This window comes from Streptomyces yangpuensis (assembly GCF_001005295.1).
In the GTDB taxonomy this organism is placed as follows: domain Bacteria; phylum Actinomycetota; class Actinomycetes; order Streptomycetales; family Streptomycetaceae; genus Streptomyces; species Streptomyces yangpuensis.
Map to the genome: position 1 here is coordinate 841,546 of NZ_LBMK01000001.1, position 23,887 is coordinate 865,432.

The window sequence follows — 23,887 nt, forward strand, 5'->3', positions numbered from 1 at the left end:
GCCCCGGGGCTGGAGAGAGCGGCGGCGCTGCCCCGGACCCTGCGCCTCAAGCGCTGGAGGGCAGCCCCGCCGGTCGGTCAGACGACCGCGCCGCGGCCCGGGTCGTCGTCCTCGTCGTCACCGTGCTGCATGCGGGCGACCAGCGTCGCGAAGCCGCCCAGGAAGCCGCCGATGCCGAGCGTCGTCAGCCACCAGGTCATGTCCCACTGCAGCAGCACCGCCAGCAGCAGGAGCACCGGGCCGCCGACCACCGCGAGCCACGCGAACTTCGCCGTCGTGTCCGCCGGCGGGAGCTCCGGCTCGGGCTGGACGAAGTGACCCTCGTCCGCCGGCGTCAGGTCGTCGTCGTCCGGCTCCGCCAGCGAGTGGTCACGCGGGCCCGCCATGCCCACGCCCGGGGCGAACACCACCGAGCTGCCCAGCGCGGGCGCCGGCGCGGCCGGCGGCTCCGGCTCGGGCTTGGCCTTGGACTCCGGCTCGGCGTCCTGGCCCGGCTCCGCAGGCAGCGGTTTGACGTCCTCCTCGGGCAGCAGGAGATTCTCGATGGGCCGGAACGGCCGGGACCCCGGCGGGTCCGGCGGCTCCTGCCCGTATCCGGCCACGATCGCGGCCCACGCCGCTTCCTCGTCCAGCGGCGGGATGCCGCCCGACTGCTCCTCGTGCTCAGCCACCGGCCTCCGCCCCCTCCCTGCCCACGCTCTCCGCCAGTCGGCCGACGAACGCAAAACTGTCCGCGAAGATCCGCTCCGCGTCATGGTCCAACGTCGCGACGTGGTAGCTCTGTTCCAGCAGGGTCTCCGTGACGTCCGTCGACGAGACCCGGGCCAGCACCCTCGCCGAGTCGACGGGCGGCACCACGTGGTCCTGCGGGCTGTGCAGGAGCAGCAGCGGCTGCGTCACCTGCGGCAGCTCGGCGTCCACGAGCTGCAGGAACTTCCGCAGCGAGTGCGCGGCCCGCGTCGGGACCCGGTCGTAGCCGACCTCCACCGAGCCCGGCTTCGCGATGTCACTGGCGATGCCGGGGGTCGAGCGGACGAAGTGCTGTGCGACCGGCAGGGCGAAGGCCAGCGGGTCGTGCACCTTGTTGGCCGGGTTGACCAGCACGACGCCGCTGATGGCGTCCCCGTGCTTGGCCGCCAGCCGCAGGGCCAGCGCGCCACCCATCGACAGCCCGAAGACGAACACCTGCTCACACCGGTCCAGCAGCTCGCGCAGGGCGCGGTCCACCTCGGCGTACCAGTCCTGCCAGCCCGTGAGCTGCATGTCCTGCCAGCGCGTCCCATGCCCGGGCAGCAGCGGCAGCGACACCGTCAGGCCCCGCCCGGCGAGGTACTCGGCCCAGGGGCGGAGGGACTGCGGGGAACCGGTGAAGCCGTGGCAGAGGAGGACGCCGACCTCTCCGCCCTCGTGGCGGAACGGCTCGGCTCCAGGGAGGACGGGCACCAGGGTCTCCTTGATCATGACGTACGTCGGGCGGGTGCGTTGCTCTGTGTGACTTCACCGTACGCGACCGGGGTGGCACCGGCCAGGGTCGTCGGGCCTCTGCAGGCGGGGGCACGGGATAAGGTCTGTTCGACAGACACAGGAAGGCTTTCGAGTTGATCTACGGCGCAATGAAGTTCTCCGTCGGCGGTTCCCTGAAACTCGCTTTCAGGCCGTGGGTGGAGGGCCTCGAGAACATTCCCGCGGAGGGGCCGGCGATCCTCGCGAGCAACCACCTGTCCTTCTCCGACTCCTTCTTCCTGCCGGCGGTGCTGGACCGGAAGGTGACCTTCATCGCGAAGGCGGAGTACTTCACCTCCCCCGGAGTCAAGGGCAAGCTGACCGCCGCGTTCTTCAAGGGCGTCGGCCAGCTCCCGGTGGACCGCTCCGGCGCCCGCGGCGCCGGCGAGGCCGCCATCAAGAGCGGCATCGAGGTCATCGAACGCGGTGAGCTGTTCGGTATCTACCCCGAGGGCACGCGTTCACCCGACGGCCGCCTCTACCGCGGCAAGCCCGGTGGCCTCGCCCGCGTGGCACTGGCCACCGGCGCACCCGTGATCCCCGTCGCGATGATCGACACGGAGAAGATCCAGCCGCCCGGCAAGGTCATCCCCAAGCTCATGCGCCCGGGCATCCGGATCGGCAAGCCGCTGGACTTCAGCCGCTACCACGGCATGGACAACGACCGCTTCATCCTCCGCTCGGTGACCGACGAGGTCATGTACGAGATCATGAAGCTCTCCGGCCAGGAGTACGTCGACATCTACGCGACGGCGGCCAAGCGCCAGATCGCCGATGCCGAGAAGGCCGCCAAGGACGCCGAGAAGGCGGCCAGGGCGGAGAAGGCCGACAAGGGCGACAAGGGCGACAAGGGCGGCAAGGGCGAGTAGCGGCGCGGGCGGCGGGACCGCCCGTCAGGGGGTGGGGGAGATGGCGAAACGCGAACGCGTCGTACGCATGTCGGTCGAGCAGCCGCTCTGGCGCGCCCTGACCGCGTACCGGCTGCTGACCATGGCCTACGCGGTGCTGCTGTTCGCCTCGGCGTACAAGGAGTTCCCGCATCCCTGGCCCGCGGGCGGCTACCTCGCGGTGCTCGCCGTGTGGACCCTCGCCACCTGCCGCAGGGTGTCGAACGCCGCCAGCTGCACCAAGGGGTTCCTGGTCGCGGACCTCGCCGTCGCGATCGTCGGGATCCTGCTCACGCCGATCGTCGACACCCAGGAGCGGATCACCGCCGGCGGCCCCACCCTCCCCACCATCTGGACGGCGGGCGCGGTCCTCGGCTTCGCCATCAAGGGCGGCTGGCGCTGGGCCTGCTTCGCCTCCACCTTCGTGGCCATGGCCAACCTGGTGATCCACACCGGCCAGCCCACCCGGGACACCCTGCACAACGTCCTGCTGGTCTGGGTCGCCTCCGTCGCCATCGGCTACGTCGTCGAGGTCGCCCGGGCCAGCGAGAACACCCTCGCCCGCGCCCTGGAGATCGAGGCCGCCACCCGCGAACGCGAGCGCCTCGCCCGCGACATCCACGACGGCGTCCTCCAGGTCCTCGCCATGGTCCAGCGCCGCGGCGCCGAACTGGGCGGCGAGGCGGAGGAGCTCGGCAGGATGGCGGGGGAGCAGGAGGTGGCGCTGCGCACGCTGGTCTCCAGCGGCCTGGTGCAGCCCTCCCGGGTCTCCCGCGACGAGTCACGCGGCGCGCTGGTGGACACCTACGAGGACGACGAGCCCGGCGCGGACGGCGGCGAGCTGGACCTGCGCTCGCTCCTCGCCCCGCACGCCGGGTCCCGGGTGAGCTTCGCCGAGCCGGGCAGCCCGGTAACGCTGCCCGTCCCCGCCGCGAAGGAGCTGGCGGCCGCCGTCGGCGCAGCCCTCGACAACGTGCGCAAGCACGCCGGGGAAGGTGCCCGGGCCTGGATCCTGGTCGAGGACTGGGGCGACGAGGTGATCGTGACCGTCCGCGACGACGGCCCCGGCATCCCGGCCGGCCGCCTGGACCAGGCGGAGGGCGAGGGCCGGATGGGCGTGGCCCTGTCGATCCGCGGCCGGCTGCGTGACCTCGGCGGTAGCGCCGACCTGGTGTCCGTCCCCGGGCAGGGCACCGAAGTGGAACTGAAGGTACCCAGGGGCAGGACGGACAAGAAGTGAGCGAGCCCGAAGTGAACGACCCGCAGCAGCCGCAGGACCGGAGCGAGCCGAGGGTGATGGTCGTCGACGACCACCCGATGTGGCGCGACGCGGTCGCCCGCGACCTCGCCGCCGCCGGCCTCGACGTGGTGGCCACCGCCGGCGACGGCCCCGAAGCGGTACGCCGGGCCCGCGCTGTCAACCCCGACGTCCTGGTTCTCGACCTCAACCTCCCCGGCATGCCCGGTGTACAGGTCTGCAAGGAACTGGTCGGCGCCAACCCGGCGCTGCGGGTCCTGGTCCTGTCGGCCAGCGGTGAGCACGCGGACGTCCTGGAGGCGGTGAAGTCCGGCGCGACCGGCTATCTGCTGAAGTCCGCGGGCGCCGAGGAACTGATCGACGCCGTCCGCCGCACCGCCGTCGGGGACCCGGTCTTCACCCCGGGCCTGGCCGGGCTGGTCCTCGGCGAGTACCGGCGGCTGGCCACCGACCCGGCGCCGACGGCCTCCGACGAGCCGAAGGCACCGCAGCTGACCGACCGCGAGACCGAGGTGCTGCGGCTGGTGGCCAAGGGCCTCTCGTACAAGCAGATCGCCGAACGGCTCGTCATCTCCCACCGCACCGTGCAGAACCACGTCCAGAACACCCTGGGCAAGCTGCAGTTGCACAACCGGGTGGAGCTCGTCCGGTACGCCATAGAGGCGGGCCTCGACGACGCCTGACCGCCGCTCACGCGGGCGTCGATCGTACTTACGTCCCCGTACGAGTGAACGGGCGTACGCAATGCCCCGCGAATCCACCGGAATTGCCCCCTCCAGGTCCCTTGATGTGACCTGCGTCACCACTAGCGTGACCGTCATGGCGAAGGGAGATGCAATGAAGGTCGGAGTGCTGACCGGTGGCGGCGACTGCCCCGGGCTCAACGCGGTGATCAGGGCAGTCGTCCGCAAGGGCGAGCAGGAGTACGGCTGCGCGTTCGTCGGGTTCAAGGACGGCTGGCGGGGAGCGGTCGAGGGGCGCACGGTCCCCCTCGGCATCCCCGCCGTCCGCGGCATCCTGCCCCGCGGCGGCACCATCCTCGGATCCTCGCGCACCAACCCGTTCAAGACCGAGAACGGGGTGCGCGACATCAAGGACAATCTGGCCAAGTACGAGGTGGACGCGCTCGTCGCGATCGGCGGCGAGGACACCCTCGGGGTCGCCGCCCGCCTCCATGACGAATACGGCATCCCGTGCGTCGGCGTGCCGAAGACCATCGACAACGACCTGTCCGCGACCGACTACACCTTCGGCTTCGACACCGCCGTCGGTATCGCGACCGAGGCCATCGACCGCCTGCACACCACGGCCGAATCGCACATGCGGGTCCTCGTCGTCGAGGTCATGGGCCGGCACGCCGGCTGGATCGCCCTGCACTCGGGGCTCGCTGGCGGCGCCAACGTCATCCTCATCCCCGAGCAGCGCTTCGACGTGGACCAGGTGTGCGCCTGGGTGACCTCCCGGTTCAAGGCGAGCTACGCCCCGATCGTCGTCGTCGCCGAGGGCGCGATGCCCAAGGACGGCGACATGGTGCTGAAGGACGGCACCAAGGACTCCTTCGGGCACGTCCGGCTGTCCGGCGTGGGCGAATGGCTGGCCAAGGAGATCGAGGAACGGACCGGCAAGGAGGCCCGTACGACCGTCCTCGGGCACATCCAGCGCGGCGGCACCCCGAGCGCCTTCGACCGGTGGCTGGCGACCCGGTTCGGGCTGCACGCGATCGACGCCGTCCACGAAGGGGACTTCGGGAAGATGGTCGCGCTGAAGGGCACGGACATCGTCCGGGTGCCGATCGCGGACGCCACGGCGAAGCTGAAGACCGTCGACCCCGCCCTCTACCGGGAAGCCGGCGTCTTCTTCGGCTGAACACGGACCGCCGCACCGCGAGTTCACCCGCACTTCACCGGACGGCCTTACGGGAAGCACGGGCGGCGGACTAGTTTCGGCACGTGGACATTCCTTCCGCGGCCCGGTGGTTCCTGCTCGCCGTCGCCGCCGTGCAGCTCGTGTACGCGGTCCGGGCCCTGCGGCCCGCTCTCCGGGCGGTGCCGGGAGAGCGGGTGGACGCGTGGCTGGCGTTCGCCGACCCCGCCGTCGGCGCGCCGGTGTCCGTGGCGCTGGCCGCCGACCACCTCACCGCCTTCCTCTGCGGGTCGGCGGTGCTGGGCCCGATCCTGACCTGGCAGCTGATCCGGTCGTTCGGCCGGGCCCGGGCATCGACCGGCAGGACACCTTCTAAGCCGGGGCCGGCGTAAGGACGGCGGTGAGGAGGTCGCGCAGCAGGTCCGGGCCGCGCAGGGTGAGGACCGACTCCGGGTGGAACTGCACGCCCGCGAAGCCGCCGCCGGCCGAGCGGAGCGCGTGGACCTCCCCGGTCGCCGGGTCGCGGGACACCTCCACGCCCGCCCGCGCCAGCCGGTCCGCGCCCGCGTCGTCGCAGTGCGCGGTGTAGGTGTTGTAGAAGCCGACCACCTCCTCGGCCCCGAACAGTGCGATCCGGGTCTGCGCGCCCTGCGCCGGCTCCGCCTTGCGGACCAGCGGCAGGCCCAGCTCGGCGGCGATCAGCTCGTGCCCGAGGCACACCCCCAGCAGGCCGTGGCGGTGCCCGGCCAGCAGTTCCGCGGCCAGCCCGCGCAGCAGACGCATCTTCGGGTCGGCGGAGTCCGCCGGGTCGCCCGGGCCGGGGCCCAGCACGATCGGACCCTCCCAGGCCAGGGCCTCCTCCCGCAGCCCCGGCTCGTCGAAGCGCCGTACGGTCACCTCCAGCCCGGCCACCCGCAGCACGTGCGCCAGCATCGCCGTGAAGGTGTCCTCGCCGTCCACCACCAGCGCCCGGCCCGTCACAGCGGCCGGCCGCTCCTGCATCCGCAGCCAGAACGGCGCCAGGCCGGCCCGCCGGGCGGCCAGGGCCGCCCGCACCCTGGGGTCGTCGGCCATCCGCGCGCCCCCGGCCGGCGGCCGCGGCGCCGCCGGCTGCACCCCGAGCGCCGCCAGCACCCCCGCCGCCTTCGCATGCGTCTCGGCGACCTCGCCCGCCGGATCGGAGTGGCGTACCAGCGTGGCGCCCACCGGCACCCGCAGCCGTCCGTCCCGGGCGATGTCGGCCGTCCGGATCAGGATCGGGGAGTCGAGCGTCTGCGACCCCGCGGGGTCCAGGCCCAGCAGGGCCAGCGCGCCCGCGTAGTAGCCGCGCCCACCGCTCTCGTACCGCTCGATCACCCGGCAGGCGTTCTGCACCGGCGAGCCCGTCACCGTCGCCGCGAACATCGTCTCCCGCAGCACCTCCCGCACGTCCAGCGAGGAGCGTCCGCGCAGCTCGTACTCGGTGTGCGTGAGGTGGGACATCTCCTTCAGCCGCGGCCCGACGACGACCCCGCCCCGGTCGCCGACCGTGCACATCATCTTCAGTTCCTCGTCGACCACCATCGACAGCTCCTCGGTCTCCTTGCGGTCACCGAGGAAGGCGAGGAGCGAGTCGGCGGTCGGCCCCGCTGCGGGATGGCGGTACGTCCCGCTGATCGGGTTCATCACGACCGTGCCCCCGGCCATCCGCACGTGGACCTCCGGGCTGGCTCCGACCAGCGTGCGCTCGCCGGTGTGGACGACATACGTCCAGTACGCGCCCCGCTCGCCCTCCAGCAGCCGTCGGAACAGCGCCAGCGCGTCCGCGCGGCCGAAGCCGTCGATCCGGCCCCCGAACGTGCGCCGGATGACGAAGTTCGCGCCCTCGCCCCGGCCGATCTCGTCCCGGATCACCCGCTCCACCGTGTCCGCGTACTCCTCGTCGCAGACGTCGAAACCGCCGTCGTCGACCCGTACCGCGTGCTCCGGCAGCGCGGCCAGCGCCTCGGCGAGCGGGATCTCGTACACCTCCTCGGCGACCAGCGCGCTCAGCGGCGTGCCGTCGTCGCGCACGTCGAACCCGCGCTCCCGGATCTGCCGGAAGGGCACGAGCGCGAGGGTGGGCAGCGGGCCGACGGGCAGGTCGGCGAGGCGCTCGGCCTCGTGGACCGGGCCGAGGAGCACCTCGACGGTGTCGTGGTCGCGGCCGGGGGTCCGCCGACGCAGCAGGGCGAACGGCGGGCAGGCGTCGTCGAGCAGCCGGCCCAGCGGGCCGGGTACGTCGGGTCGGTTCGGTCGGCTGGTGTCCATGGGCGGAGCGTCCTTCCGTCGGGGAGGAGCGGCTCTCGCGGCCGGCGCAGAGGCCGGGAACGCGGAAGGCCGCCCCTCGGGGCGGCCTTCGCGTCGTGTGCGTGTCGTCAGGTACGCGCAGGAAGTGGGCCGCCGGGAGCGGGCCACCACCAGTTCTGGTTCGTAAGCGCGTACATGCGGTGAACCATAGCCCAGACCGGCGCCGCGGCGCCGGATCCGTCCCGGACCCGGGGCCGGGCCAACGATTGCGTTCCGCCGGGCGTCCATGGCCTTCGAGAAATCCGTCTCACGTTGTGGGCGGGGGGCCGGATGCCCCCCGTTACGCCGTAATGTGTACGAGGTGACCGTGAACGCTGAAAACCAAGCCCCCGCCGCCAAGGCGACCTGGCGAGACCTTCCCGCGGCGCAGCAGCCTTCGTACCCCGATGCCGAGGCTCTGCGCGCTGTCGTCGCGGACCTCGAGTCGTATCCTCCGCTCGTTTTCGCGGGTGAGTGCGACCAGCTGCGCGCCCGTCTGGGAGCCGTCGCCAAGGGCGAGGCGTTCCTGCTCCAGGGCGGCGACTGCGCCGAGGCCTTCGACGGTGTCTCCGCCGACCACATCCGAGCCAAGCTGAAGACGCTGCTCCAGATGAGCGCCGTCCTGACGTACGCGGCCTCCGTGCCGGTCGTCAAGGTCGGCCGCATCGCCGGCCAGTACTCCAAGCCGCGCTCCAAGGACACCGAGACCCGCGACGGCGTCACCCTGCCGACCTACCGCGGTGACTCCGTCAACGGCTTCGCCTTCACCGAAGAGGCCCGCGTCCCGGACCCCGAGCGGCTGAAGCGCATGTACAACGCCTCCGCCTCCACGCTCAACCTGGTGCGCGCCTTCACCACCGGTGGTTACGCCGACCTGCGCCAGGTGCACGCCTGGAACCAGGACTTCGTGAAGTCCTCCCCGTCCGGTCAGCGCTACGAGCAGCTGGCCCGGGAGATCGACAACGCGCTGAACTTCATGAAGGCCTGTGGCACCGACCCGGCCGAGTTCAAGGCGGTCGAGTTCTACGCCTCCCACGAGGCGCTGCTGCTCGACTACGAGGGCGCGCTGACGCGCACCGACTCGCGCACCGGCAAGCTGTACGACACCTCCGGCCACATGGTGTGGATCGGTGAGCGCACCCGCCAGCTGGACCACGCGCACATCGAGTTCTGCGCGCAGATCGCCAACCCGATCGGCATCAAGCTCGGCCCCACCACCACGGTGGACGAGGCGCTGACGTACATCGACCGCCTCGACCCCGAGCGCGAGCCGGGCCGGCTGACCTTCGTCGTCCGCATGGGCGCCGACAAGGTCCGCGACAAGCTCCCCGAGCTGGTCGAGAAGGTCACCGCCTCCGGTGCGATCGTCGGCTGGGTCACCGACCCGATGCACGGCAACACCTTCGAGGCGGCCTCGGGCCACAAGACGCGCCGTTTCGACGACGTGCTCGACGAGGTCAAGGGCTTCTTCGAGGTCCACAAGGGCCTCGGCACCCACCCGGGCGGCATCCACGTCGAGCTCACCGGTGACGACGTCACCGAGTGCGTGGGCGGCGGCGACGAGATCTTCGTCGACGACCTGCACCAGCGCTACGAGACGGCCTGCGACCCGCGGCTCAACCGCAGCCAGTCGCTGGACCTGGCCTTCCTGGTCGCGGAGCTCTACCGCGACTAGCCGTCGCGATCAGTAGGTGCGTTCCTACGACTGTGGGGCGCGGATCGATGTGATCCGCGCCCCACTGTCGTACCCGGGGCTTTTAGGCCACCCTAACTTTGGGTACGGTTAGGTAAGCCTCACCGAATAGGGGATGGCTCGCCGCACCACTCAGGACCACTCAGCGCCAGGAGGTGAACCGCGTGTACGTCTGCTCTTGCTTCGGGATCACCGACAAGCAGGTCAAGGAACACGCGGCTGCCGGGGCCTGCACGCCCCGCCAGATCGCCTCGGCCACCAAGGCCGGAACCGACTGCGGTTCCTGCGTGCGCACCATCCAGGGCATCCTCGGCCGCGGGGCCTGTCCGCGCAGGGAGCTGCTGGAGAAGGGCGACACGGTGTCCGTGCTCGCGGCGGAGCCGGAGCCGGTGCGCTCGCCCGAGCTGGCGGAAGTGGCGTAGCAGCGGGGCCCAGGCTGTCCGGGGACCGCAGGCGGCCCGCAGCGGCTCGCCGGAGGGTCAGCTCGGCTGCTCGATGAGCTGCGCGATGTAGAGCGCCTCGCCCAGGGACTCGATGAGCTCCAGCTGGGTGTCGAGATAGTCGATGTGGTGCTCCTCGTCCTCCAGGATCTCCTCGAAGAGCCGGGCCGAGGTGATGTCGCCCTTCCCGCGCATGACCTCGATGCCGCGCTTGAGCCGGTCGATGGCCTCGACCTCGACCTGGCGGTCCGCCTGGAACATCTCGGTGATCGTCTGCCCGACGCGCACGTGGAAGAGACGCTGGTAGTTCGGCAGACCGTCGAGCATCAGGATCCGCTCGGTGATCTTGTCCGCGTGCTTCATCTCGTCGATGGACTCTTCACGCGTGTACTTGGCGAGCTTGGTCCAGCCCTTGTTGTCCTGGATGCGGTAGTGCAGCCAGTACTGGTTGATGGCCGTCAGCTCGCCGGTCAGCTGCTCGTTCAGAAACTCAAGGACCTCGGGGTCGCCCTGCATCGCAGAGGCTCCTTCCAGGCAATGTCAGCTATGTGACGGGGCAGTTGCGCGCATCCTTGCACCGCCACTGGGGGCCGTCCAGTAAGTGCCTCCTTAGTGGGAGTTGCTGTGACTTGCCCGAATCGGCCCAGACCTGGTCATGACCACCCTGCCCAGTCTGTCACCATGGAGTCATGGGTCAGCCGGAAAGCCGGGAATCTCCGGGAGCAGAGCAGCTGGAGCTTCCACCGGGGCAGAGGCTGCAGAAGGGCTGGCCCGTCACCCACTACGGTCCCGTGCCCAAGTTCAAGCCGGACCGCTGGGAGTTCCGCGTCTTCGGCGCGACCGCCGACGGCGACAAGCACTGCTGGAACCACGAGGAGTTCACGGCCCTGCCGTTCTCCACCGTCGTGGCGGACCTGCACTGCGTCACGAAGTTCAGCATGCAGGGCGCCGAGTGGGGCGGTGTGCTCGCCCGCGAAGTCCTCGCCCTGGCACCGCCCGCGCCGCAGGTCACGCACGTGATGGTGTGGGCCGAGTACGGCTTCAGCTCCAACCTGCGGCTGGCCGACTTCGCCTCCGACCGGACCGTTTTCGCCACCCACGAAGGCGGCGAACTGCTCACCGCCGAACACGGTTTCCCGGTCCGGCTCGTGGTCCCGCACCTGTACGCCTGGAAGGGCCCCAAGTGGGTCCGCGGCATCGAGTACATGACCGCCGACCGCCGCGGCTTCTGGGAGGAGCGCGGCTACCACAACATCGGCGACCCCTGGCGCGAGCAGCGCTACTCGTACCAGGAGGAGCCGGGGGAGGGCCCCGAGCTCTAAGGCGTGTCCGCCAAGGCGTCTCCGCGGCGAGAGTCACCCGGACGGATGCAGGCGGACCGGCGCGCGGACCGGCGCCGACGGCGCGGGCCGCCGGCTGGGGCCGCCGGCTGGGGCCGCCGGGTCACTGCGGGCCGCGCAGCTCCTTCAGCAGTGCCACGTCCGCCGCATGGCCTTCCTTGCCGCCGGGCGTCTCGATGACCAGCGGAACGCCGTCCATCGCCGGGTGCGTGAACAGCTCGGCGAAGGCCTCCCGGCCGATGTGGCCCTGCCCGACGTTCGCGTGCCGGTCCTTGTGCGCGCCCACGCCCTCCTTGGAGTCGTTCGCGTGGACCAGCTTCAGCCGGCCCTCGCCCACGGTGTCCACCAGCAGGTCCAGCGTCACCTTCGTCCCGCCCGGCTCCGCCAGGTCGTGACCGGCCGCGAAGATGTGGCACGTGTCCAGGCAGACGCCCAGCTTCGGATGGTGGTCCAGCGCATCGAAGTACGGGCCGAAGTCCTCGGCGAGCGAGCACAGCGAGGAGCCCTGCCCGGCCGTCGACTCCAGTAGCAGGAACGGGTCGTCGTCATGCGTCAGCTCGTCCAGCAGCGGCAGCATGTACTCGCTGATCTGCGCGTACGCCGCCTCCCGCGGGCGCCCGCCGGTCGCCGAGCCGGTGTGGACGACCACCCCGAGCGCACCGATCCGCCGCGCCCGGCGCAGCGAGTGGCGCAGCGACTCCACCGACCTCTCCACCGTGGCGGCGGTGTGCGAGCCGAAGTTGATCAGGTACGGCGCGTGCACGTACGCCGGGATGTCCTCCCGCGCGCACTCCTCGCGGAACCGCTCGTCCTGTGCCGGATTGCCGACCGGGGTGGCCCAGCCGCGCGGATTGGCGACGAAGACCTGGACGGCCTCGGCGCCCATCTCCCGGGCGTACGTCAGCCCGACCGACGCCAGACCGCCCGCGACGGGAACGTGCCCGCCCACCGGATTGCGTACCACGTGCGCTTACAGCCCCTTGATCCGGATGGTGATCGTCAGACCCTCGGCGGCGGTCTGCCCGCCCAGCACCGACTGCGCGTCCACGGTCCTGCTGAAGGAGATCAGCGGGCGGTCCACCTTCACCTTGAAGCCCGCGGCCTCCAGGGTCTTGCGGGCCGTGTCCACGTCCTGGCCGACCACGTTCGGGACGGGGAGCTGGCGCGGGCCCTTCGACACGGTCAGCGTGACCGTGTCCCCGGCCGCCGCCTGGGTACCGGCGCCGATCGACTGGTTGGCGACCGTACCGGGGTCGGAGGGCGCGTTGACCTGCTCGGGGGCCGTCGCCACCTTGAGGCCCAGCCCCTCCAGGGTGGCCTTCGCCTGCTCGAAGGGCAGACCCGTCACCCCCGGCACCGGCACCGGCCGGCCCTTGCTGACGACGAACGCGACCGCCGTGTCGGGGGCCCGCTTCTCGCCGCCCGCCGGGTTGGTGCTGATCACCGAGCCCTGGGCGACGTCCTGGCTGAAGGCCTGGGTGACCATCCCGGGAGCCAGCCCGGTCCTTGCCAGCTCCTCCTTGGCCTCCTCCAGGGGCCTGCCCTTGAGGTTCGGCACGGACACGACCTCGGGGCCGCGGGAGATCGTGATCGTCACCGCGCCGTTGCCGCGGATCCGCCGGCCGCCCGCGGGGTCGGTGCTCATCACCGTCCCGCGCTCGAAGGCGTCGCTGAACCTGCGGTCGACCCCCTTCACGCCGAGTCCGGCCTCGGACAACTGGGCGCGGGCCTGCTCCTCGGTCTTGCCGAGCAGGTTGGGGACCTTGGTGAACTGGCCGGAGTTGATGTACCAGACGCCCGTACCGATGCCCAGCGCCAGCAGCACGCCGACGACGACCAGCAGCATGCCGCGGCGCGGCCGCCCGGGGGCCGCGCGGCGCACGGGCGGGGCGGGCGGGTCCAGCGGGGGCGTCTCGAACCGGGAGGTGAGGTTCACCGGCTCCGCGGTCACCGGGCGCGGGATCACGCCGGTGCGGTCCTCGGCGGACGACCGCTCCACCGCGTACGCCTGCGGCGGTACGGCGTCCAGCTCGTCGGCGGTGAGTCCGGCGCGGGCCTCACGGGTGAGGCCGAGCAGGGCAGCCGCGTCGTAGGGGCGCAGTTCGGGGTTGCGGGCGGTGGCCGACGCCACGAGAGCGTCCAGACCGGCAGGCAGTCCGGGGACCGCGGCGGACGGCGGCGGGACGTCCTCGTGGAGGTGCTGGTAGAGCACCTGCGCGGGGGAGTCGCCGAGGTGGGGCTTGGAGCCGGTGAGCATCTCGTACAGGACAACACCGCAGGCGTAGACGTCCGCGCGGGTGTCGGCGATCCCGCTCTCGATCTGCTCGGGGGCCAGGTAGGAGACGGTGCCGAGGACCGAACCGGTGGTGTTGGTGACCGAGTCGACGGACCGGACCAGGCCGAAGTCGGCGACCTTGACCCGGCCGTCGTCGCCGATCAGGACGTTCTCGGGCTTCATGTCGCGGTGCACGAAGCCGGCCCGGTGGGCGGCGCCGAGGGCGGCGAGGACGGGTTCGAGGATGTCGAGGGCCGCCCGGGGCTGGAGCGCGCCGCGCTCGCGCAGCACGTCGCGCAGGGTGCAGCCGGATACGTACTCCATCGCCAGGTAGACATACGGCCCGTCCGTGCCCTGGTCGAACACGGCGACCACGTTGGGGTGCGCGAGGCGCGCCACGGACTTCGCCTCGCGGATGAACCGGTCGACGAAGGCGGCGTCGGAGGCGAGCGCCGGATGCATCACCTTCAGGGCGAGGATCCGGTCCAGGCGGGTGTCGACGGCCCGGTAGACCGTGGCCATGCCGCCGGCCGCGATGCGGGCATCGATGCGGTAGCGGTCGTCGAGCACGCGCCCGACGAGCGGGTCTTCCAGGGTCGTATCCACCCGCCGATTCTACGAGCCGACGCCGGGACCCCGGCGGGGGCGGGTCGCCTTGCAGCGCAGCTGTGACGTGGGGAGGGGGGCGGGGCAGGGCCCCACCCCCTCGTGGACCGGCGGCCCGAAGGCCTGTGACCAGCACCCTTCGGGGCCGGAAGGCGCGCCGGGCCGGAGGCCGTCGGGACGTGCGCGGGCCGCCGGCTCAGAACGCCGGGCGTTCCGGGTCCAGGGCGGCCCGGCCCTCCGTGGGGGAGGAGGCCTCGGCGAAGCGGCGCTGGGGGATGCGGCCCGCGCGGAAGGCCAGCCGGCCCGCCGAGACGGCGTCCCGCATGGCGGACGCCATCAGGACCGGCTCCTGCGCCCGGGTCACGGCCGAGGCCAGCATCACCGCCGCGCAGCCCAGTTCCATGGCCAGCGCGGCGTCGGAGGCGGTGCCCGCTCCGGCGTCCAGGATCACCGGGACCCCCGCCCGCTCCGTGATGAGCTCGAAGTTGTGCGGGTTGCGGATGCCCATCCCGGATCCGATGGGGGAGCCGAGCGGCATGATCGCCGCGCAGCCCACGTCCTCCAGCTTGCGCGCGAGCACGGGGTCGTCGCTGGTGTACGGCAGGACGGTGAAGCCCTCGTCCACCAGGACCTCGGCGGCGTCCAGCAGTTCGACGCCGTCGGGCAGGAGGGTCCGCTCGTCCGCGACCACCTCCAGCTTGATCCAGTCGGTGCCGAGGGCCTCCCGCGCCAGCCGGGCCGTGAGGACGGCCTCGCCCGCGGTGAAGCAGCCCGCGGTGTTCGGCAGGACCGAGATGCCGAGCCCGGTCAGGACGGAGAGGACGGAGCCTTGCACCGTCGGGTCCAGGCGGCGCATGGCCACGGTGGTCAGTTCGGTGCCGGACGCGACCAGCGCGCGTTCCAGCACGTCCAGGCTCGGGGCGCCGCCCGTGCCCATGATCAGGCGGGAGGAGAAGGTCCGGTCGCCCAGGGTGAAGAGGTCGTCGGCCATGCCCGTCAGCCTCCCTGGACCGCGGTGAGGATCTCCACGCGGTCGCCGTCGCCCACGGGGGTGGCCGGCCACTGGCCGCGCGGGACCACGGTCTCGTTGAGTGCGGCGGCCACCCCGGAGGTGGCCGCGGTCAGGGTGGCGACGACGGTGTCGAGCGTGGCGCCGGCCGCGACCTCGCGCGGCTCGCCGTTGACGGAGATGGTCATGCGTACGACTCCTGACGTGCGGCGGAGAAGCGGCGGGGGGCGAAGGGGCGTGCGATCTCGGGCAGTTCGCCGGTGACCAGCAGCTCGGCCATCACCTCGCCGGTGAGCGGGGTCAGCAGCACCCCGTTGCGGTAGTGCCCGGTGGCCAGGTGCAGGCCGGGCAGGTCGGTCGGGCCCAGCAGGGGCGCGTTGTCGGGGGAGCCGGGGCGCAGCCCCGCCCGGGTCTCGGTGAGCGGGAGTTCGGTGATGCCGGGTACCAGCTCGTGGGCGTCGCGCAGGAGTTCGTAGACCCCGCCCGCGGTGACGGTGGTGTCCCAGCCGAGTTCCTCGCTGGTGGCGCCGATGACGAGTTCGCCGTTCTCGCGGGGCACGAGGTAGACGTGGCTGCCGCGCACGACCGCCCGTACGGTGCGGGAGAGGAACGGCGCGTAGGCGGGGGGTACGGCGAGCCGCAGCACCTGCCCCTTGACCGGCCGCACGGGCGGCAGCACCTCGGCGGGTACGCCCGCCAGCCTGCCGCTGAGCGAGCCCGCGGCCAGGACCACCTGGCCGGCGCGCAGCTCCGTACCGTCGTCGAGGAGCGCGCCGGTCGCCCGGTCCGCGGTGGTGAGCAGCTGTTCGGCGGCCGCCCGGTGGACGGCCACCCCGGCGCTCTCGCAGGCGGCCAGCAGGGCGGCCGCGAGCCGGCGCGGGTCCACCTGGTGGTCGCCGTCGACGCGCAGCCCGCCGCGGACGCCCGGGGCGAGCATGGGTTCCAGGCGGCGGCACTCGCGGCCGGTGAGCCATTCGGGATCCAGGCCGCAGCGGCGCTGGAGGGCGTGCAGTTCGCGCAGGTGGAGGCGGTCGTCGGCGTCGAGGGCGACGGCGAGGGTGCCGCAGGCGCGGTAGCCGATGTCCATGCCGCCGCTCGTGTCGGTGAGCTCGGCCGCGAACTGCGGATAGCGTTCGGCGGAGGCGAGGCCGAGGCCGAGGAGGGCTTCCTCGCCGTAGTGCAGTTCGGTGACGGGGGCGAGCATGCCGGCCGCGACCTGGGCGGCGCCGCCGCCGGGTGCCGGGTCGGCGAGTACGGTGCTCAGTCCGCGGGCCGCGGCCCGCCAGGCGGTGACCAGGCCGATGATGCCGCCCCCGATGACGAGGACGTCGGATCCCTTTCGAGACGAGTGCATGGGCGTCCAGCCCCTCCCTTCGCCGGCATGACCCGGATCAGGTTCGTACGGTCGGAGGCCGGCCAGCCTCCCTCTCAGCCCGGTGCGCCGGACTCCCGCGATAGGTACGGTTGCCAGACTATCCCGGCCGTGGACGGCGGGTAAGGCGGCACCTGTTCCTGACGGAGCGTCAGGTGATTAGGGTGGCCGCGTGAGCGAGCAGACGGAACACAATCAGCGCGGCATCGTGATCGCCGGCGCCGGAATGGCCGGGGTGCAGACCGCGGTCGCCCTGCGCGAGCAGGGCTTCACGGGCCCCGTGACCCTGCTGGGAGCCGAACCCCACCAGCCCTACGACCGCCCCCCGCTGTCCAAGGCGGTCCTGCTCGGCAAGGCCGAGGACTCCGCCTTCGACGTGGACTTCGAAGGCCTGGACATCGACCTCCGTCTCGGTACGGAGGTCACCGGACTGCGGGCCGCCGACCACGAGCTGGACACCGAGGCGGGACCGGTCCCGTACGGGGTCCTCGTGCTGGCGACCGGCGCGCAGCCGCTGACCCTCCCCGGCACCGAGGGCGTCCCCGGCGTCCACCTGCTGCGCACGCTGGACGACGCGGCACGGCTGCGCCCGGTCCTGACGGCCGCCTCCCGGATCGTGGTCGTCGGCGCGGGCTGGATCGGCGCCGAGTTCGCCACAGCCGCCCGGGAGGCCGGCTGCGCGGTGACCGTCGTCGAGGCGGCCGACCGGGTGCTGGCGGGCGCCCTGCCCGCCGAGGTCACCGAGCCGATGGCGCGCTGGTACGGGCAGGCCGGCGCCGAACTGGTCACCGGCGCGAAGGTGGCCGCCGTGGAGGAGGGGCGGGTCCTGCTGACCGACGGCAGCGCGCTGCCCGCCGACGCGGTGGTCGTGGGGATCGGCGCGCGCCCCGCCACGGCATGGCTGGCCGGGTCCGGCGTGGAACGCGGAGCCGACGGCTCGGTCACCGCGGACGCCCACCTGCTGACCTCCCTGCCGGGGGTGTACGCGGTCGGCGACTGCGCCTCCTTCCCGTCCGGGCGCTACGGGGCGCGGCTGCTGGTCCACCACTGGGACAACGCCCTCCAGGGCCCGCGGACCGTCGCGGCGAACATCCTGGCCGGGGAACCCACCGCGGTCTACGACCCGGTGCCGTACTTCTGGTCCGAGCAGTTCGGGCGCTTCGTGCAGTACGCCGGCCACCACGGCGGGGCCGACACCCTGGTCCGGCGCGGCGACCCGGACGAGGAGACCTGGTCGGTGTGCTGGCTGCGCGGCGGCGCCCTGGTAGCGGTCCTCGCGGTCGGCCGCCCCCGCGACCTGGCGCAGGGCCGCAAGCTCATCGAGACCGGCGCCCCGATGGACCCGGCCCGGGTCGCCGACCCCGGCACCCCGCTGAAATCGGCCACCGCGTAGCCCGGTGACCCGGGCGGTCCGGGCGGCGTGCCACGGACGGGCCGCCCGGCTACCGGCTGTCGGTGGGAGGTGGCAGGCTTGGACCGTGACCGAGATTGACGCAAAGATCGATTCCCTCGTCCCCGACTGGCTGTACCTCCCCGACATCGCGGAGATGCTGGACGTCGAGGTGACGCGGGTCCGCCAGATGGTCAAGGAGGGGCAGCTCATCGCCGTCCGCCGCGGCGAGAACCGGGCCCTGCAGGTTCCGGCGCCGTTCATCGACGGCGACAAGGTGGTCAAGGGCCTCGTCGGCCTCCTGACCGTCCTGCGCGACGACGGCTTCTCCGACGAGGAGATGCTGGAGTGGCTCTTCACCGCCGACCCGACCCTGCCGGGCACCCCCGCCCAGGCGCTGAGCGAGAATCGCGGCACGGAGGTGAAGCGCCGCGCTCAGGCGCTCGCCCTCTGACCTGATCCGCAGTAGCTCCACCGCGGTGTACGGGCCCCGCGCCCGTACACCGCGGTCCATCACGGGGGGTACACCCATGCAGCTGTCCGACGCCCGGCTCTACCTGTGCACGGACGCCCGCAAGCGCCAGGGTGACCTCCCCGAGTTCCTCGACGCCGTCCTGGCCGGGGGCGTGGACATCGTCCAGCTCCGCGACAAGGGCATGGAGGCGGGCGAGGAACTGGAACACCTCCAGGTGTTCGCCGACGCCGCGCGCCGCCACGGCCGGCTCCTCGCCGTGAACGACCGCGCCGACGTCGCCCACGCCATCGGCTCCGACGTCCTGCACCTCGGGCAGGGCGACATCCCGGTCCCCGCAGCCCGCGCCATCCTCGGCGGTCAGGTGCTCATCGGCCGTTCCTGCCACGCCGAGGACGAGGTCGCCGCGGCCGCCGCCGAACCGGGCGTGGACTACTTCTGCACCGGACCCTGCTGGCCCACCCCCACCAAGCCCGGCCGCCACGCCCCCGGCCTGGAACTGGTTCGCTACGCGGCCTCCCTGGAACAGAACCGGCCCTGGTTCGCCATCGGCGGCATCGACGCCGGGAACCTGGACGAGGTGCTCGACGCCGGCGCCACCCGCGTCGTGGTGGTCCGCGCGATCACCGAGGCCCCCGACCCCGGTGCGGCCGCCGCGGACCTCGCCAAGCGCGTCCGCGCCCGCCTCGGCTGAGCCCCGGCCCGGCCCCCGACCCCCGCGCTGCACCCCTGCTCCACCCGTGGCATTCCGCGCCGCCATGGCCCGTACAGGCCCTTACCGGCCAGAGGTGAGGCCGCGGGTGTCCAAAAACGTGTCCAAAAGGCGGACGCCACTTCGGGGAGCGCCGGGCCGCGTCTAACCTGCCCCCATGGCCTCTGGTACCGCTTCCACCTGGTCGGACCGCGCACACACGGTCCGCGACCTCCTCGCGTCCGGGCGCTCGTACTCCTTCGAGTTCTGGGCCCCGAAGACCGAGAAGGGCGAACGCAACCTCTGGAACGCCCTGCGCCGGGTCGAGGCGGTATCCCCGAGCTTCGTCTCCGTGACCTACGGAGCCGGCGGCTCCACCCGCGGCGGCACCGTCAAGGCCACCCAGGAGATCGCCGCGGACACCACGCTGACCCCGGTCGCGCACCTCACCGCCGTGGACCACTCCATCGCCGAGCTGCGCCACGTCATCGGCCAGTTCGCCGACGCCGGCATCCGCAACATGCTCGCCCTGCGCGGCGATCCGCCGGGCGACCCGATGGCCGACTGGGTGCCGCACCCCGAGGGCGTGCACTACGCCGCCGACCTGGTGCGGCTGCTCAAGGAGTCCGGGGACTTCTGCGTCGGCGTCGCGGCCTTCCCCGAGATGCACCCGCGCTCGACGGACTGGGATACGGACATCCGGCACTTCGTGGACAAGTGCCGCGCCGGCGCCGACTATGCGATCACCCAGATGTTCTTCGATCCGGAGAATTATCTGCGGCTGCGCGACAGCGTCGAGAAGGCCGGCTGCGAGACCCCGATCATCCCCGAGGTCATGCCTGTTGTGGGTATCAAGCAGCTCGACCGACTGCCCCAGCTGAGCACCGCGGTCTTCCCCTCGGATGTGAAAGACCGCATGCTCGCGGTCAAGGACGACCCGGCCGCTGTACGCTCCATTGGCATCGAGTTCGCCACGGAGTTCTGCGCGCGGCTGCTGTCCGAAGGTGTACCGGGACTGCACTTCATCACGCTGAACAATTCCACGGCGACTCTCGAGATCTACGAGAACCTGGGCCTGCACCAGCGGGCCTGACCGGCCGTACCCGTGTGACGGCCGTACCGAGAGGGGCCTTGCATGGGTATGACGGTCCTCTACATCGCGTTCGGAATCGTCGCGTTGTGGCTGCTTGCCGAGGTACTGATGCAGTACAAGGCCCGGCTTCGCTGGCGCCTGCTCGCCTTCGCCGGCTTCCTCGGCGTGGTCGCCGGGGTGATACTGCCCTCGGTGCCGGTCATCGGCGCCGGTGCCGCCGCGTTCGCCGTGGGCCAGACCCTGGTGACGCTCTCCTTCCGCAAGGGTTTCGTCGCCGGCTGGGCACTGCGCCGCGGCGGGGAGCCCGTACGGAAGGCGGGACGCCGCCGGTCCGGGACCGCGACGGCAGAGCCGGCGCTCCAGGTCACCGCCCTGGAGTACGACGACGTGGACGGGGCCCCGGACGAGCGGCGGCCGTCGCGGGCCGCGGCCGAGGAGGTCTACAGCCCGGAGCCGGTGCCCGAGGACACCGGGTCCTACGGGATACAGAGCTTCTCCACGCCTGCCCCGGAGGCCGGCCAGACCGCGGCCTTCGCCTCGCCGTTCACCACCGCCGAGCAGGACGCCCACCAGTACGCGGCGTACTACGACCCGCAGAACCAGGGCGGTTACGACTACTCCGGCGGCTATCCGACGGGCGACCAGCAGCAGGTCTACGCCGCCTACTCGGACCCGTACATCGGCACCGGCGGCGGCGTCGTCCCGCCCCAGCCCTACGACTACACCCCGTACGCCGACTACGGGCAGCAGCAGTACGCCACGGACACCCCGCCCGGCGGCGTCTGGGTCCCGCAGCAGCGGTCCACCGAGGGCGGCCAGCCCTACCCGGCGGACGGGCAGGGCGAGCCTCCGCAGCAGTACCCCTACCAGCAGGGCGGATACGAGCAGTACCGCTACTGAGCCGGTCCCGCGGCCACGGGCGGTCCTGCGGCCACGGGCGGCTCCGGCCGGGGCCGGGGACGCGGCCCGGTCACTGGGAGCCGCGGAAGTCCGCGCCCTCCACGATCAGCCCGGCCACCAGGGCCCCGGTCATCCCGGCGTGCGCGAGCCCGCCGCCGGGGTGGGCCCAGCCGCCCGCCAGGTACAGCCCGGGCAGGGCCGTGGAGTTGGCCGGGTACAGCAGCCGGCCCCCCGCGCCCGCGAGGGCGGGCGGGGGCACCGCGCCGCCGAGCGCACCGGTCGCGGCCTCCACATCGGCCGGGGTGCGCACCTCCTGCCACAACAGCCGCTCCCGCAGCCCCTGTACGGCCTTCTCCGCGAGGTTCAGCAGCTCTCCGGGCTCCGAGGTCCCCGCGCCGTCCACGGCGCTCACGGTGACCGCCTCGTGCTCCGCGTCGGGCCGGGTGGCGGGATCGTCCGGCCGCATCACGGTGACCTGGGTTCCGGCGGCGTGCACCAGGGTGCGGTGGACGGTCCCCGCGGGGCGCGCGCCGCGCAGCGCGAGCAGCAGCGTGATCCGGCCGGGCACGCCGTCGCCGCGGGCCGGGACCGCCTCGGCGGGCCACGGCGGCGAGCCGGCCGGCAGCCGCCGCGGGTCGATCCCGCAGACGACGGAGTCGGCCGCCGCCTCGGTGCCGTCGGCCAGCAGCAGCCCGGCCGCCCGGCCGTCCCGCACGAGCACCTCCCGCACCTCCGCACCGAAGACGAAGGCGACCTTCCGCTCCAGGCAGCGCTCGTACACGGCGGTGGCCAGCGCCCGCATCCCGCCGCGCACGTACCAGCTGCCGAAGGTCTGCTCCATGTACGGGAGCACGGCCGCCGAACCGGGTGCGGTGGCGGGGTCGAGCCCGTAGCCGCGGACCACGCCGGTCAGCACCTCCGCGAGCGGGCCGCCCAGCTCCCGGCCGGCCACCTCGGCGAGGGTCGGCGTACGGCGGCGGAGCAGGCCGCTGCGCCGCAGGGCCGGGTACGGGTCGCCGCCCAGCGCCCGCCGGGCGCCGCCTGGCAGGGGCTCCTCCAGCAGCGGGCGGCGGGTGGCGTCCCAGGCGTCGCGGGCCCGGCCCAGCACACCGTTCCAGCGCTCGCCGGCGCCCTGGCCGAAAGCGGCGTCGAAGGCGGCGGCGACACCGCCGTGCGAGGCACCGGGGAGGGTGACGTCGATGCCGTGGCCGGGCAGAACGTGCCGGACGGCGGGGTCGGCCTGCGCCATGTCGACGCAGTCCTCCAGCGGCCGCCTGCCGGTCTTGACGAACAGGTCCCGGTAGACGGCGGGCAGGTGCAGCAGCCCGGGACCGGTGTCGAAGGCGAAGCCGTCGCGCTCGTACCACCCGACGGCCCCGCCGTAGGTGGCGCCCCGCTCGTACACCGTCACCCGGTGCCCCGCCACGGCCAGCCGGGCCGCCGTCGCCATCGCGCCCATGCCGGCGCCGATCACCGCAATTCGTGCCATGCGGCCGAGCCTATGGCCCCGTCCGGGCGCCCGCGGTCAGTGGGGTGGGGCCCCGGTGACCGCGCGGGCCTCGGCGGCCAGCCGCTTCTCCTCGCGGCGCTGGGCGCGCCGGCGCAGGAAGCGGCGGATCCGGCTCCAGAGGAAGACGACTATGGCCAGCCCGACGACCAGCAGGGAGCCCGCGATGATCGCGGCGGGGACGGGGTAGAAGATCGCGAGGGTGACGAGGCCCGCCACGCCGAGGTCCTCGGCGATGCTCATCGCCACGTTGGTGAACGGCTCGGGCGAGGTGTTGATCGCCATCCGGGTGCCGGCCTTCACGAAATGGCTGGCCAGCGCCGTGGAGCCGCCGATCGCCCCGGCGGTGATGTCGGAGAGCGAGCCGCTCTGCCCGGCCAGCAACGCGCCGATCACCGCACCCGTGAGCGGGCGGACCACGGTGTGGACGCCGTCCCATATCGAGTCGACGTACGGGATCTTGTCGGCGACCGCCTCGCAGAGGAAGAGCACGGCGGCGGCGATCAGCACGTCCGTGCGCTGGAGGGCCGCGGGGACCTCGTCGGTCAGGCCGGTACGGCCGAAGATGCCGAGCAGGAGGACCACGGCGTAGGCGTTGATCCCGCTGGCCCAGCCGCTGGTGAAGACCAGGGGGAGCACACTCATCGGATCATCATGCCGTACGGGTGTACCGGCGAACCGCAGGGCGGCGCAGAACAGTGAGGGGACGGCCGCACGGCAGCGGCCGTCCCCTCACTCACGCGGTCCGGGGGCTACTGCCCCTGCTCGTCACGGCGGCGCTGCCACCGGTCCTCGATGCGGTTCATCATCGACCGACGCTGCCGGTTGTGGCCGCGGGCCGAACCGCCGGTACTTCCGGAGACGGGCTGTTCGCCTGGCTTGGGTGCCTTGCGCCAACCGGTGACCACCAGGACCGTACATCCCAGCATGACGAGGAAGCCCACCACACTGATCCAGAGCACGTTCGGAATGATCACACCGGTCATGAGGAGCGCGATACCCACAACAATGCCTGCGACTGCCTGGTAGACCCGTCGCCGGGTGTACGTACGCAGTCCGCTGCCCTCAAGCGCTGTCGCGAACTTGGGGTCTTCGGCGTACAGCGCTCGCTCCATCTGCTCGAGCATTCGCTGCTCGTGCTCCGAGAGCGGCACGGGAGTCCTCCTCATCCGTCGGTCGCGGGGGTAGCGACCAGGGGTCCCCTTCAGGATAGGCGGGGAATCGCCCCCGTGACACCCGCCCTCAACGCACACGTTCCAAAATGACAAAGCACAGAAAGAC

At 72.5% G+C, this 23,887-nt stretch carries 25 protein-coding genes and 1 riboswitch; of the genes, 13 read left to right on the forward strand and 12 right to left on the reverse strand.

Annotated elements, in window-relative coordinates; genetic code table 11:
* Positions 1-77: 77 nt before the first annotated feature.
* Positions 78-671 (reverse strand): hypothetical protein, encoded by a 594-nt coding sequence (locus AAT21_RS03795; RefSeq protein ID WP_046775221.1) that lies wholly within the window; start codon positions 669-671, stop codon positions 78-80.
* On the reverse strand, positions 664-1,443 hold the full coding sequence (locus AAT21_RS03800) for an alpha/beta hydrolase (RefSeq protein ID WP_046775589.1): 780 nt from the start codon (positions 1,441-1,443) through the stop codon (positions 664-666). The genes AAT21_RS03795 and AAT21_RS03800 overlap by 8 nt, the downstream gene beginning before the upstream one ends.
* 170 nt (positions 1,444-1,613) lie before the next feature.
* On the opposite strand from AAT21_RS03800, the gene AAT21_RS03805 reads away from it, so the two are divergent.
* From AAT21_RS03805 to AAT21_RS03825, 5 genes are all read left to right on the forward strand, one after another.
* Positions 1,614-2,372, forward strand: coding sequence for a lysophospholipid acyltransferase family protein (locus AAT21_RS03805; protein WP_046775222.1), 759 nt, complete (start codon positions 1,614-1,616; stop codon positions 2,370-2,372).
* A gap of 40 nt (positions 2,373-2,412) precedes the next feature.
* A complete protein-coding gene (gene macS / locus AAT21_RS03810) occupies positions 2,413-3,630 on the forward strand; it encodes a MacS family sensor histidine kinase (protein WP_046775223.1) in 1,218 nt (405 codons plus the stop codon).
* 56 nt (positions 3,631-3,686) lie between these two features.
* On the forward strand, positions 3,687-4,331 hold the full coding sequence (locus tag AAT21_RS03815; protein ID WP_046775590.1) for a response regulator: 645 nt from the start codon (positions 3,687-3,689) through the stop codon (positions 4,329-4,331).
* A 154-nt stretch (positions 4,332-4,485) separates the two neighbouring features.
* Positions 4,486-5,514, forward strand: coding sequence for a 6-phosphofructokinase (locus AAT21_RS03820; RefSeq protein ID WP_046775224.1), 1,029 nt, complete (start codon positions 4,486-4,488; stop codon positions 5,512-5,514).
* A gap of 83 nt (positions 5,515-5,597) precedes the next feature.
* The gene (locus AAT21_RS03825; RefSeq protein ID WP_046775225.1) at positions 5,598-5,903 is read left to right on the forward strand and encodes a hypothetical protein; all 306 of its coding nucleotides are present in this window, start codon (positions 5,598-5,600) and stop codon (positions 5,901-5,903) included.
* Here the strand turns inward: AAT21_RS03825 and AAT21_RS03830 are convergent.
* Positions 5,884-7,800: an anthranilate synthase family protein gene (locus AAT21_RS03830; protein ID WP_046775226.1), complete on the reverse strand. Its 1,917-nt coding sequence runs from the start codon at positions 7,798-7,800 to the stop codon at positions 5,884-5,886. The genes AAT21_RS03825 and AAT21_RS03830 overlap by 20 nt on opposite strands.
* Before the next feature lie 331 nt (positions 7,801-8,131).
* Between AAT21_RS03830 and AAT21_RS03835 the strand changes: the two genes are divergently transcribed.
* Both AAT21_RS03835 and AAT21_RS03840 read left to right on the forward strand, forming a co-directional pair.
* Complete coding sequence (locus tag AAT21_RS03835) at positions 8,132-9,493, forward strand: class II 3-deoxy-7-phosphoheptulonate synthase (RefSeq protein WP_200904322.1); 1,362 nt, start codon at positions 8,132-8,134, stop codon at positions 9,491-9,493.
* A 173-nt stretch (positions 9,494-9,666) separates the two neighbouring features.
* Positions 9,667-9,933 (forward strand): (2Fe-2S)-binding protein, encoded by a 267-nt coding sequence (locus AAT21_RS03840; protein WP_079025410.1) that lies wholly within the window; start codon positions 9,667-9,669, stop codon positions 9,931-9,933.
* Positions 9,934-9,990: 57 nt separating this feature from the next.
* Here the strand turns inward: AAT21_RS03840 and bfr are convergent, their stop codons facing one another.
* Positions 9,991-10,467: a bacterioferritin gene (bfr, locus tag AAT21_RS03845; protein ID WP_030037303.1), complete on the reverse strand. Its 477-nt coding sequence runs from the start codon at positions 10,465-10,467 to the stop codon at positions 9,991-9,993.
* 173 nt (positions 10,468-10,640) lie between these two features.
* On the opposite strand from bfr, the gene AAT21_RS03850 reads away from it, so the two are divergent.
* A complete protein-coding gene (locus AAT21_RS03850) occupies positions 10,641-11,273 on the forward strand; it encodes a sulfite oxidase-like oxidoreductase (protein ID WP_046775228.1) in 633 nt (210 codons plus the stop codon).
* Positions 11,274-11,394: 121 nt separating this feature from the next.
* Here AAT21_RS03850 and AAT21_RS03855 read toward each other — a convergent pair whose 3' ends face one another.
* The 5 genes from AAT21_RS03855 to thiO all read right to left on the reverse strand — a co-directional run bounded on the left by AAT21_RS03855 (position 11,395) and on the right by thiO (position 16,535).
* Positions 11,395-12,255: a deoxyribonuclease IV gene (locus tag AAT21_RS03855; protein WP_046775229.1), complete on the reverse strand. Its 861-nt coding sequence runs from the start codon at positions 12,253-12,255 to the stop codon at positions 11,395-11,397.
* Between the two features lie 6 nt (positions 12,256-12,261).
* Positions 12,262-14,172, reverse strand: a complete 1,911-nt coding sequence (pknB, locus tag AAT21_RS03860; protein ID WP_046775230.1) for a Stk1 family PASTA domain-containing Ser/Thr kinase — start codon at positions 14,170-14,172, stop codon at positions 12,262-12,264.
* A 196-nt stretch (positions 14,173-14,368) separates the two neighbouring features.
* A complete protein-coding gene (locus AAT21_RS03865; protein WP_046775231.1) occupies positions 14,369-15,163 on the reverse strand; it encodes a thiazole synthase in 795 nt (264 codons plus the stop codon).
* 5 nt (positions 15,164-15,168) lie between these two features.
* Entirely contained in the window at positions 15,169-15,369 is a 201-nt protein-coding gene (gene thiS / locus AAT21_RS03870; protein ID WP_046775232.1) for a sulfur carrier protein ThiS, read from the reverse strand.
* On the reverse strand, positions 15,366-16,535 hold the full coding sequence (gene thiO / locus AAT21_RS03875; RefSeq protein WP_046775233.1) for a glycine oxidase ThiO: 1,170 nt from the start codon (positions 16,533-16,535) through the stop codon (positions 15,366-15,368). Before thiO ends, thiS begins: the two co-directional genes overlap by 4 nt.
* Positions 16,533-16,644: riboswitch (TPP riboswitch) on the reverse strand. It overlaps the preceding gene by 3 nt.
* An 81-nt stretch (positions 16,645-16,725) precedes the next feature.
* Between thiO and AAT21_RS03880 the strand changes: the two genes are divergently transcribed.
* From AAT21_RS03880 to AAT21_RS03900, 5 genes are all read left to right on the forward strand, one after another.
* On the forward strand, positions 16,726-17,946 hold the full coding sequence (locus tag AAT21_RS03880; protein ID WP_046775234.1) for an NAD(P)/FAD-dependent oxidoreductase: 1,221 nt from the start codon (positions 16,726-16,728) through the stop codon (positions 17,944-17,946).
* Between the two features lie 85 nt (positions 17,947-18,031).
* A complete protein-coding gene (locus tag AAT21_RS03885) occupies positions 18,032-18,397 on the forward strand; it encodes an Rv2175c family DNA-binding protein (protein WP_046775235.1) in 366 nt (121 codons plus the stop codon).
* A gap of 76 nt (positions 18,398-18,473) precedes the next feature.
* Positions 18,474-19,109 carry a thiamine phosphate synthase gene (gene thiE, locus AAT21_RS03890; RefSeq protein WP_046775236.1) on the forward strand — a complete coding sequence of 212 codons (636 nt, stop codon included), beginning with the start codon at positions 18,474-18,476 and terminating at the stop codon, positions 19,107-19,109.
* 175 nt (positions 19,110-19,284) lie between these two features.
* Positions 19,285-20,199, forward strand: a complete 915-nt coding sequence (gene metF, locus AAT21_RS03895) for a methylenetetrahydrofolate reductase [NAD(P)H] (protein ID WP_046775237.1) — start codon at positions 19,285-19,287, stop codon at positions 20,197-20,199.
* Positions 20,200-20,241: 42 nt separating this feature from the next.
* Positions 20,242-21,099, forward strand: coding sequence for a chromosomal replication initiator protein DnaA (locus AAT21_RS03900; RefSeq protein ID WP_046775238.1), 858 nt, complete (start codon positions 20,242-20,244; stop codon positions 21,097-21,099).
* A 70-nt stretch (positions 21,100-21,169) separates the two neighbouring features.
* Here the strand turns inward: AAT21_RS03900 and AAT21_RS03905 are convergent, their stop codons facing one another.
* From AAT21_RS03905 to AAT21_RS03915, 3 genes are all read right to left on the reverse strand, one after another.
* On the reverse strand, positions 21,170-22,588 hold the full coding sequence (locus tag AAT21_RS03905; RefSeq protein WP_079025411.1) for a phytoene desaturase family protein: 1,419 nt from the start codon (positions 22,586-22,588) through the stop codon (positions 21,170-21,172).
* A gap of 36 nt (positions 22,589-22,624) precedes the next feature.
* A complete protein-coding gene (locus AAT21_RS03910) occupies positions 22,625-23,251 on the reverse strand; it encodes a DUF4126 domain-containing protein (protein ID WP_046775240.1) in 627 nt (208 codons plus the stop codon).
* Positions 23,252-23,358: 107 nt separating this feature from the next.
* Complete coding sequence (locus AAT21_RS03915) at positions 23,359-23,760, reverse strand: DUF3040 domain-containing protein (RefSeq protein ID WP_030663992.1); 402 nt, start codon at positions 23,758-23,760, stop codon at positions 23,359-23,361.
* Positions 23,761-23,887 lie beyond the last annotated feature (127 nt).